At 73.3% G+C, this 10,305-nt stretch carries 8 protein-coding genes; 2 read left to right on the forward strand and 6 right to left on the reverse strand.

The window, feature by feature from the left end; translation table 11 throughout:
* Positions 1-42: 42 nt before the first annotated feature.
* From AC1DUQ_RS09965 to AC1DUQ_RS09980, 4 genes are all read right to left on the reverse strand, one after another.
* On the reverse strand, positions 43-654 hold the full coding sequence (locus tag AC1DUQ_RS09965; protein WP_055916480.1) for a GTP-binding protein: 612 nt from the start codon (positions 652-654) through the stop codon (positions 43-45).
* Positions 635-1,012, reverse strand: a complete 378-nt coding sequence (locus tag AC1DUQ_RS09970; protein WP_477059787.1) for a DUF742 domain-containing protein — start codon at positions 1,010-1,012, stop codon at positions 635-637. Before AC1DUQ_RS09970 ends, AC1DUQ_RS09965 begins: the two co-directional genes overlap by 20 nt.
* Positions 1,013-1,034: 22 nt before the next feature.
* Positions 1,035-1,484, reverse strand: coding sequence for a roadblock/LC7 domain-containing protein (locus tag AC1DUQ_RS09975; protein ID WP_477059786.1), 450 nt, complete (start codon positions 1,482-1,484; stop codon positions 1,035-1,037).
* 85 nt (positions 1,485-1,569) lie between these two features.
* Positions 1,570-6,297, reverse strand: coding sequence for an ATP-binding protein (locus AC1DUQ_RS09980; protein ID WP_477059785.1), 4,728 nt, complete (start codon positions 6,295-6,297; stop codon positions 1,570-1,572).
* Positions 6,298-6,548: 251 nt separating this feature from the next.
* Here AC1DUQ_RS09980 and AC1DUQ_RS09985 point away from each other — a divergent pair, with 251 nt between their 5' ends.
* Positions 6,549-7,529 (forward strand): NAD(P)H-quinone oxidoreductase, encoded by a 981-nt coding sequence (locus AC1DUQ_RS09985; RefSeq protein WP_477059784.1) that lies wholly within the window; start codon positions 6,549-6,551, stop codon positions 7,527-7,529.
* Positions 7,530-7,583: 54 nt separating this feature from the next.
* Here the strand turns inward: AC1DUQ_RS09985 and AC1DUQ_RS09990 are convergent, their stop codons facing one another.
* The gene (locus AC1DUQ_RS09990; protein WP_477059783.1) at positions 7,584-8,813 is read right to left on the reverse strand and encodes an AGE family epimerase/isomerase; all 1,230 of its coding nucleotides are present in this window, start codon (positions 8,811-8,813) and stop codon (positions 7,584-7,586) included.
* Between the two features lie 73 nt (positions 8,814-8,886).
* Between AC1DUQ_RS09990 and AC1DUQ_RS09995 the strand changes: the two genes are divergently transcribed.
* Entirely contained in the window at positions 8,887-9,423 is a 537-nt protein-coding gene (locus AC1DUQ_RS09995; RefSeq protein WP_477059782.1) for a bacterial proteasome activator family protein, read from the forward strand.
* Between the two features lie 8 nt (positions 9,424-9,431).
* On the opposite strand, the gene AC1DUQ_RS10000 is transcribed toward AC1DUQ_RS09995, so the two are convergent.
* A partial coding sequence (locus AC1DUQ_RS10000; RefSeq protein WP_477073730.1) for an EamA family transporter occupies positions 9,432-10,305 on the reverse strand: 874 nt, incomplete at its 5' end.

Raw genomic sequence — 10,305 nt, forward strand, 5'->3', positions numbered from 1 at the left:
CCCCCGCAGGGGACCGGCCGCAGTCGGGTGAGACCTCTCGGGTCACCGGCTGCGCAGACGCTCCATCGCGAGCTGCACGAGGGAGATCAGCGCCTGCTTGGTGGCCGCGCGCGACCGGGCGTCCGTGTAGAGCACCGGCACGTGCGCCGGGATCGCGAGCGCCTCACGGACGTCGTCCAGCTGGTGCTTGGCGACGCCGTCGAAGCAGTTGACACCCACGACGAACGGGATGCCACGGCTCTCGAAGTAGTCCACGGCCGGGAAGCACTGGTCGAGCCGGTCGGTGTCGACGAGGACGACGGCACCGATGGCGCCGCGGACCAGGTCGTCCCACATGAACAGGAACCGGTCCTGGCCAGGGGTACCGAACAGGTAGAGCCAGAGCGACCCCGGCAGGGCGATGCGACCGAAGTCCATCGCCACCGTGGTGGTGGTCTTGCGGTCCGACACACCGCCGGCGTCGTCGACGCCGACAGAGTGCTCGGTCATCGCGGCCTCGGTGTTGAGGGGCTCGATGTCCGAGATGGAGCCGATGAAGGTCGTCTTGCCGACGGCGAAGCCGCCTGCGACGACGATCTTGACGACGGTGGGTGCGACGCTTCCTGCCGTGCCCGCCGGAGCGGCCACAGCGGCGTCAGAGGGCGGAAATGCCATTGAGAACACTCTCCAGCACGCTGAGGGACAGGGCAGGGGACTCACCGGTGTTGACCTCGACCGGCTGTGAGGTGTGCACACGCACGAACTGCTGGTCGGAGAGGTCGGACACGAGGATCCGGATCACGCCGAGCGGCAGGTGGAGCAGAGCGGAGAGCTCGGCTACCGAGATGTAGTTGGAGGCGGCATGTTGCAGGATCGCCCGCTTCTCAGGCGGGAGCCCCTGGCTCGTGACGGCGCCGGGCATTGCCTCGACCAGCGCCTCGAGAGGCAGGTCGGAGCGCGCCGAGCGCACGCGGCCACCGGTCACGGCGTAGGGCCGGACCGTCCTGGCCTCGTACTCGATGTGCTCTGTCATGTGTCTGTCTCTCTCCGTAGCCTCAGGCGACCGGCGTGCGAGTGACGCCGTCGACAGGGAGCTGACCCCGCATCTCGGAGATGAGCTGCGGCGTGAGGGTCGATTCGGTACGGGAGACGAGCATCGCCATCTCGTAGCCGACGAGGCCCACGTCGCAGCTGGACTCCGCGACCACGGCGAGGACAGAGCCGTTCGAGACGCTCATGAGGAAGAGGAACAGAGAGTCCATCTCGATGATCGACTGACGCACCTCCCCCGCACGGAGCTGGCGCGCGGCGCCACGGGTCAGGCTTGACATCCCGGAGACGATCGCCGCGAGCTGGTCGCCGCTGGTGCGGTCGAGCTGCTCGGACATCGCCATGAGGAGACCGTCCGCAGACACCACGAGTGTGTGGCGAGTGCCGGGCACGGTCCGGACGAAGTTGTCCAGGAGCCAGCCGAAGTTGGCTGCATCGGTGCTGAGCGCGGTCACACTTCCTCCTTGCTGGTGCAGTCGATGACTGCGGGGTCAGACGCCACCATGGCGGTGACGACGGTAGTGGGGTTGGGGGCAGTCATCAGCTCACGCCGTTCTGGCCGGACGGGTCCTCCATGGCACGACGGCCACGAGAGGTCCCGGACTGGAAGCTCGACAGACGCGACCGGAGCTGGTCCGCATCACGCTCCACGGGCTTCCCTTCGTCCTCGGAGACGGTCGTCGCCGGGACAGCTGTGGGGACTCGCTTGATCAGGCGCTCCGCGTTGCCACCCGTCGCGGCCGGCCGGTAGGCCGACAGCTGGGAGAGCTCGGAGAGTGCCTGCTCCTGGATGTCCGAACGAAGGGCCAGCATGGCGGCCACCTCGTCGTCGAGCGTGCCGACGCGCGGCGCGACCGACGGCGGCAGCGCGGGCTGCGGGACCGTCGACGAGGGGGCGCGGTTGCCGCCCGGGCGTGCAGCCCACTCCGGCGGCGACCACTGGCCGGCGCCGGCGGGCTCCAGGGGAGCCGGAGCCTTGGGCAGCGGCGCGGCAGGTGCCGGAGCCGACCAGGTGGTCGACGCCATCCACGACTGCGACGAGTCCGCGCCGGACGGCGACTGCGGAGCTGCTGACTCCGACGTCCACGCCGAGGTCCGCACGGGGGCGACCTGGCTGGCGGGCTCCGGGGCGACCGGCGCCTGCGCGACCGGGGCGGCGGGCTCAGGGGTGACCTCGTCGCCCTTCTTCCGACCGAACAGCCCCCAGCGGCGACGCCCCTTGGCGTCGTCGGACTGCGACTGCACGAGCTCGGAGAACGGTGCCTCGGGTGCCGGCGCGGCCGGAGCCGACGCCGTCGGCGCCCACGCCGGTGCGGCGACGGGCTCGGGTGCCGCGAACGTCACCGGGGCCTCGTAGGCGGGTGCCTGCGGGGCGTACGCGACGGGCTCGGGCGTGACGGCGGCTGCCGCCTCGATCGGCGTGAACATCTGCGTCGGCTCGTCGACCTGCGGCTGCGGGGCCTGCGTGGCCCACGCCGGCGCCTCCTGCACGGGAGCTGCCCACGCGGGCACCTCCTGCACGGCGACGGGCTCGGGCTGCGGCTCGGCCTCGGCCGCGGTGTCCGTGCCGTATGCGGGCTCGGGCTCGAGGTAGACGCGACGGAACGCGACACCGTCGACGACGGCGACCTCGGGCTCGGGCTGCGGCTCGGGCGCCGCCTCGGCGACCGGGGCAGCCTCGGTGGCCTGCTCCGCCCACTCGGGCGCCTGCCAGGTCGGCGGCTCCCAGACGGGGACCGGCCAGGCGGCGTCGTCAATGGCGGGCGCCTCGGGCTCCTCGACGGCCTGAGCCGGCTCGGCCACGGGCTGGGCAGCTGCGGCAACGGGCTCCGGCACGATCGGCATGGCGCCGGTGTGCCAGGCGCGGGCCTCGTCGAGCGTCCGCTCGAACGGCTGGTACGGCGCGGCGGGGGCGCCCCAGCCGGCGTAGCCGCTGTACGAGGTGAAGCTCTGGACGGGCGCCACGGGTGCGTCCGGCGCAGCCACGTCCTCCGCCGGCGCTGCCGCCGGGGTGACGCGTCCCGCGAGGGCGACCGGAGCCTCCTCGCCGACGACGGGGGCCTGCCAGGCGGGCTCGTCGTCGACGATCGCCTGGTCCCAGGCCTGCGAGTCGGACGTCGAGGGCGCGACCCACGCCGAGGTCTCGGCTCCGGTGGTCTCGTCCCAGGTACGGGTCTCGGCAGCCGGGGCGTCGAAGCCGGGGGTCTCGGCGACCGCGGGGGCCTCCCACGCCGGGGTCTCCGCCACGGCGGTCGCGTCCCAGGTCGGGGTCCCCGCGACGGCGGGAGCCTCCCACGCCGGGTCCTCCGCGACAGCGGGAGCCTCCCACGCGGGGGTCTCCGCGACAGCGGGAGCCTCCCATGCGGCGGTCTCCGCCACGGCGGTCTCGTCCCAGGCCGGAGCCTGCGCGGCGGCGGTCTCGTCCCAGGTCGGGGACTCCGCGACAGCGGGAGCCTCCCACGCCGGGGCCTCCGCGACAGCGGGAGCCTCCCACGCGGGGGTCTCCGCCACGGCGGGCTCGTCCCAGGCCGGGGTCTGCGCGACAGCCGGGGGCTCCCACGCCGGGGTCGGCGCGGCGGGCGTCTCGGTCTGTGCCCAGGCGGGAGTCGGCTCCCAGACGGGCGCCTCCTCGGCCGCAGGAGCGGACTCGGTCTGCTCGGCCCGCGCGGCGGCGTCCGCCGCGGCGGTCTCGGCGGCCCGTGCCTCGCGGTTGCCGGCCTCCTGCACCTCCCACGAGTCGTCCTCGTCCGCGAGCTGCGGGATCACGATCGGCTCGGCCGGTGCGGCGTGCGCACCGCTCGACATCCACGGGGCGCGGACGGCGTTGGACTGGGCGGGCGGCAGCGCGCGGTCCTCGTCCTCGGACATGAGGCCGGGGACGACGAGGTTCTCGCCGGTGTCGGTGGACGCAGGGGTCTCGGTGCGTCCGCGGAAGCCGGAGAACAGGCCGGCGCGAGCGGCGGGGGCGGGCGCGGGGGCGCTGGCCGTGCTGGTCGGCTCCTCCGGCTTCGCCCACGCGGACGTGGCGGCACGGCTACGGCTCGGCAGACCGCCCTTGAGCGGGGCCAGCGTCTCCGGCTTCCAGTCGGAGCCGGCGGCGGAGATCTCGGGCGCGATGTGGCCGTCCGGGGCCTCGGGCAGGACGAGGTTGTCCTCGTCGAACGTCTTCTTCGACCGCGTCGGCAGCCCGGAGGACTGCGCCARCTCGGTGACGGGGATCGGGCCGACGGGCTCGTCGGAGCCGTCGTCGCGACGGCGGCGGTGCGGCAGGCCGAGCGACGTCTGGCCGTCGGTCAGGGCGGCGAGGTCGACGGCCTCGACGACGGGTGCCTCGATCTGGGGCAGGCCCGGGTCGTTGCGCGGCGCGGCCAGCTGGGCCGGGGCACCGTTGCCGTAGAGGTTGGTCTCGGTCATCACGAACAGCGTGGCCGGGAAGCGGACGATCGTCTCGGTGCCGGTGCCGTGCGCGGCCTTGAGCAGCTTGACGTCGGCGCCCAGGCGCTGGGCGATGCGGCCGACCACGAAGAGGCCGAGGCGCTGGTTGCCCAGGGAGTCGCTGGCGGAGGTCGAGATGATCTTCGCGTTCGCGGCGTCGAGCTCGGCGTCGCTCATGCCGAGGCCCTGGTCGAGGATGCGGACCACCACGAACTGGCCCGAGACACCGGTGGTGACCGTGACGGGCGTCTCCGGCTCGGAGAAGATCGTCGCGTTCTCGAGGAGCTCGGCGAGCAGGTGGGCGGCGCCGAGGGCGTTGAACCCGTGCATGTGCGGGTCGACCTGCAGGTCGAGCTCGACGCGGTCGTACTGCTCGATCTCCGACGAGGCGGTGCGGACCACGTCCGACAGCGGCATGGCGTCGCGCAGACGACGACCCGAGTCGATGCCGGCGAGCACGAGGAGGGACTCCGCGTTACGACGCATGCGGGTGGCGAGGTGGTCGAGGCGGAACAGGTTGGCCAGCGTGCTCGGGTCTTCCTCGGCACGCTCCAGGGAGTCGATGAACGACAGCTGGCGGTTGAGGAGCACCTGGTCGCGGCGGGCCACGTTGACGAACATCTCCGCGATGGAGCCACGCAGGGCGGCCTGCTCCTGGGCGACCTGGACCGTGGTCGAGTTCACCGAGTTGAACGCGGCGGCCAGCTGGCCGACCTCGTCGCGGGACGTCACGGGGATGGGCGCCAGGGTGATCTGCGGCCCCTCACCGGGGATGGCCACCTGCTCGACGAGTCGCGGCAGCTGCTCGCGGACGTCGGCCGCCGCCTTGGTCAGGCGGCGCAGCGGGACGACGATCCCGCGGGAGACGAGGAGGGCGAAGGCCAGCGAGGCCGCGAGGGCCAGGACGACGATGCCGATGGTGATGAACGTCCGGCTCCGTGCGTCGTCGACCGCCTGGCCGGCGACGTCGCTGGCGGTGGTCAGGACGTCGTCGTTCAGCGTCGAGAGGGTGCCCAGCTGGTCCTGGATCTCTTTGAGGTAGCCCGCGACGTCGATCTGGGCGAAGCCCTGCGGGTTGCCCTGCTCGAGGAGGGCGCGCATCCGCGTGAAGTTGGAGGTCGGGTCCTTGGTCGGGAGCGCCAGGTCGTCCACGCCCAGGGCGGTGACGGCGTACTGGGCGCGCCCGCGGGCCAGCTCGGTGGCGGAGACCTGGGTGGCGTACTGGCGGACGGAGGCGGGGGCCGCGGCGCGGGTGGTCAGCAGCGCGATGCCGTCGATCATCTCGACGACCAGGTTGTCGGCGGTGGTACCGATCTCGCGGTACGCCGTGACGTGCGCGGCCAGGTCGCGGTTCTCGAGGCTGTTGGAGACCTGCTCCATCAGCGACAGCTGACCCTCGATGATCTGCGCGTAGTTGCGCTCGATCTGCGCACGCTGGGACTTGATGTCGACACCGGTACGGACGGCGGGAAGCATCGTGTTGTGCGCCAGCTGGACCTCGACGAACTGGTCGACGACCGGCTTGGGGAACTGGCTCAGGTCCAGGTCGGCCGTGATCGGCCGGACCGACGCGAGCGCTTCGTCCGTGGCCTTGCGGGCGGCGGCGATCTGCTCGGCGGTGCCGCCGTTGAGCGACAGGATCCGCTCGGCCTGCATGTTGGTCGAGACCGGCGTGTACGCCTGGAGCACCGTGATGACGCTGTCGGCGGCCTGGGCGTAGCGCAGCTCGGAGAGTGCGTTCCACGAGATGTACCCACCGGCTGCGAGCAGCACGATCATGGGGACGGCAAGGACAGCCATCACTTTGGCGCGGATGCCGAGCCGTCGCAGCATGTCGTTCCCTTCCGTCTTCCGACAACCGGTGTTGCCACCAGGTCGTGCCGGTCGTTCAATCTGGGCCGTATGACCCAGGAGTGTCCCGATGGCCTTCATCGGCTGTTGGACGCCAGACCATTAGCCCGCGGCAGAGTTTGCCATGGACCTCACCCGCGGGGATACGCCGACCGGCCACCCCTTTCGGGTGTCGTGTGCTAGCACCCCGGCTCCGCCGACCTGCACAGGGCCTGCGGCGATACCGTACGGACGTGCGTGGGGTCGTGATCACCAAGCCGGGCGAACCGGACGTCCTCGCCGTCGAGGACCTGCCGGACCCCGTCCCGGGCGCCCGGGACCTCCTCGTGGAGGTCGTCGCCGCCGGGGTCAACAGGGCGGACCTGCTCCAGCGCGCGGGCCACTATCCCCCGCCGGACGGCGCGCCCGCGTGGCCGGGGCTCGAGGTCTCGGGGACCGTGGTCGCGCGCGGCTCGGACCTGGGGGCCGACGACCTCCAGGTGGGCGACCGGGTCGCGGCGCTGCTCTCCGGCGGCGGGTACGCCGAGCTGGTCACGGTGCCGGCCGAGCTGGCGCTCCGGCTCCCGGAGGGGCTGCCGCTCGTCGACGCCGCGGCACTGCCCGAGGCGCTCGCGACCGTGTGGTCGAACCTTCGGGCCGCACGGCTCTCCCCCGGGGAGAACCTGCTGGTCCGCGGCGGCTCGGGCGGGGTCGGCTCGATCGCGGTCCAGCTGGCGCACGTCCTGGGCACCCGCGTGATCGCGACGGCCGGGGGGCCGCAGCGCACGGCCCGCGTCCGCGACCTCGGGGCGGACGTGGCCCTCGACCACCGCGAGCCGGACCTCGTCGCGCGGGTGCGGGACGCCACGGACGGTCACGGCGTGGACGTGGTGCTCGACGTCCTGGGCGCCGGTGGCCTCGCGGACAACCTTGCGATGCTCGCCGACGACGGGCGCCTGGTCGTGATCGGCATGCAGCAGGGGCGCCGCGGGGAGCTGGACCTGTCGGCGCTGCTGACCAAGCGGGCCAGCATCCTCGGCACGATGCTGCGCTCGCGCCCGCACCATCAGAAGGTCGCGATCATGGACGGCGTCCGCCGCCACGCGTGGCCGTTCGTCGCCGACGGGTCCGTGCGTCCGGTCGTGCACGCGCGGCTGCCGTTCGACCGGGCCGGCGACGCCCACCGGATGCTGGAGTCCGGCGAGGCGTTCGGCAAGGTCCTGCTGATCCCCTGACGTCCGCACGATCGAGCGCCGGGACGACCGGAGGTGCGGACGTCCCGACTGGTGTCAGTCGAGCAGACCCGCGGCCAGGGCCGGGACGATCACCGGGGTCAGCGGCAGGCGCGGGATCAGCGTCGCCTGCACCGCGTGATAGAGGTCGGCCTTGCCGGCCCACACCGTGCGCGACACCTGGTTGTCGGTGCCGAGCTCGTGCCACCACGACCCGCCGACGCGGTCCAGGTGGTGCGCGCCGATGTACTCCCACCACTGCGTGTACGCGTCGTCGAACCGCTGCTCGCCGGTGGCGGCGTGCAGGGCCGCGGCCGCAGCCACGCCCTCGGCGGCCACCCAGTGCATCCGCTCGCGCACCACGGGCGCGCCCGACCAGTCGACCGTGTAGACGAACCCGGGGGCCCCGTCGACGTCCCAGCCCTCGCGCACGGCCGCGTCGAAGAGCGAGATCGCGTCCTCGAGCATCCAGGCGGGGGCGACGTCGCCGCGGGCGGTGATCGCGCCGCGCGCGTGCAGGGTCAGCCGCGCCCACTCCAGCCAGTGGCCGATCGTCGCGCCGTAGGGGCGGAACGGGTGCGCCGGGGTGTCCGCGTTGTACTCGAGGTCCGGCACCCAGTCGGCGTCGAAGTGCTCCGGGATGCGCCACTGGTTGCCCGCGGCGAACCCGTGCACGACGCGCTCGACGATCCGCAGCGCCCGGTCCAGCCAGACGCGCTGCCCGGTGACGTCGGCGGCCGCGAGGTAGGCCTCGACCGTGTGCATGTTGGCGTTCACGCCGCGGTAGCCGTCGAGCGTGCTGAACCCCCGGTCCCACTGCTCGACGACCATGCCGGCCTCGTCGTCCCAGAACCGCTGCTCGGAGACGGCGAGCGCCTCGTCGAGCAGCGCGCGGGCGCCCGGCCTGCCCGCGGCGGCGGCGCTGGAGGCGGCCAGGACGACGAACGCGTGCGGGTACGCGGCCTTGTCGGTGTCCCGCGGGGTGCCGTCGCGCTCGACCTCGGCGAACCAGCCGCCGTGCTCGTCGTCGTGGAAGGCGCCGGTCAGCGCGGCGAGGCCGTGGTCGACGAGCGCCGCGGACCCCGGGCGGCCCAGCAGGTGCCCGATCGCGTAGACGTGGGTCATGCGGCACGCGATCCAGAGCTCGAGCGGACCGTCGACCGCGGCACCGGCCTCGTCCTGGCGGGCGAACCCGCCGGGGACCGCCGAGGCCCGTCCGAAGTCGAGGAGCCGGTCGGTCTCGTCCTCGAGCCACCGGGCATGGGCAGGTGTGGTGAGCCAGGCCATGGCGCACACCCTAGCGAGCACAGAGAGCCTCCCGATCGCTGCGCTCAGGACCGGAGTCGGTGAGAATGCCCTGGTGACCGACAACGAGCCGCAGGACGCCGCCCCGACCGACGAGAAGCCGCGCGTGGTGGTGATCGACCCCGCCGAGGCCGACGACGACGAGCCCGAGGACATCGTGTCGCTGGTGGGCCAGCCGGCGAAGGTCATGCGCATCGGCACGATGATCAAGCAGCTGCTCGACGAGGTGCGCAGCGCCCCGCTCGACGACGCGGCCCGCGCCCGCCTGGCCGAGATCCACGAGCGGTCCCTGCACGAGCTCGAGGAGGGCCTCTCCCCCGAGCTCGTGGCGGAGCTGCACCGGATCACGCTGCCGTTCGTCGAGGACCAGGCGCCGTCCGACGCCGAGCTCCGGATCGCCCAGGCGCAGCTGGTGGGATGGCTCGAGGGCCTCTTCCACGGCATCCAGACCGCGCTCGTGGCGCAGCAGGTGGCCGCACAGAACCAGCTGAGCGGCATGCGCCGCCAGCTGCCGTCCGGTCCGGTGCCGGGCCTGGACGCACCCGCGACCGACCCCACCGGGCGGAACCCGTCCACGGGCCAGTACCTCTAGCCAGCACGTCAGGCCGGCGGCGGCGCCTCGTCCGTCGGCGGCTCCTCGCGGTCGAGCCCGGTCAGCACGATCGCGCCCGAGACCAGGAGCAGCCCGACCACCTCGAGCCCGTGCGGCACCTGCTGGAGCATCACGGCCCCGATCACCGCGGCCGTCGCGGGGAGCATCGCCAGCAGCACGGCGAACGTCGCGGCCCGGACGCGCCGCAGGACCACCTGCTCGAGCGCGTACGGGATCACCGACGAGCACACCGCGATCCCGACGACCAGCGCCGCCAGCTGCGGGTCGCGCAGCACGGGTCCGGCACCCCAGGCCAGGCAGGGTCCGAGCACGACCGCCCCCGCCGCCATGGCCACCGACAGACCGGTGATCCCGCCGGTCGGCGCGCGGGCCACCCGCCGGCCGAGCAGGATGTACGCCGCCCAGCAGGTGGCCGCGACGGCGATCGCCACGAGCCCGATCACCGCGTCCGGCCCGGTGTCCAGGCTCACCCCGGCGAGCAGGACGACGCCGATCCCGGCGATCGCGATGCCCACCCGGTCCCGCCAGCCGCGGCCCGTGAAGGCAGCGACCGCCACCGGGCCCAGGAACTCGATGGACACCGCGGTGCCCAGGGGCAGGTGGTCGATGGCGATGTAGAACGCCACGTTCATGACGCCCAGGACGACGCCGAACACCACGGCGGTGCGCAGGTCCTGCCGGGTGAACCGGGACCGCCACGGGCGTCGCCACAGGACCAGCACCACGGCGGCGACCGCGATGCGCAGCCACGCCACCGTGGCCGGGGCAACCGTGCCGAAGATGCCGACCGCGAGCGCCGCGCCCAGGTACTGCGTCAGCCCCGAGAGGATGAAGAGCAGGGGCGCGGGCACCGCCTCAATC

The organism is Cellulomonas sp. P4_B5_2 (assembly GCF_056402235.1).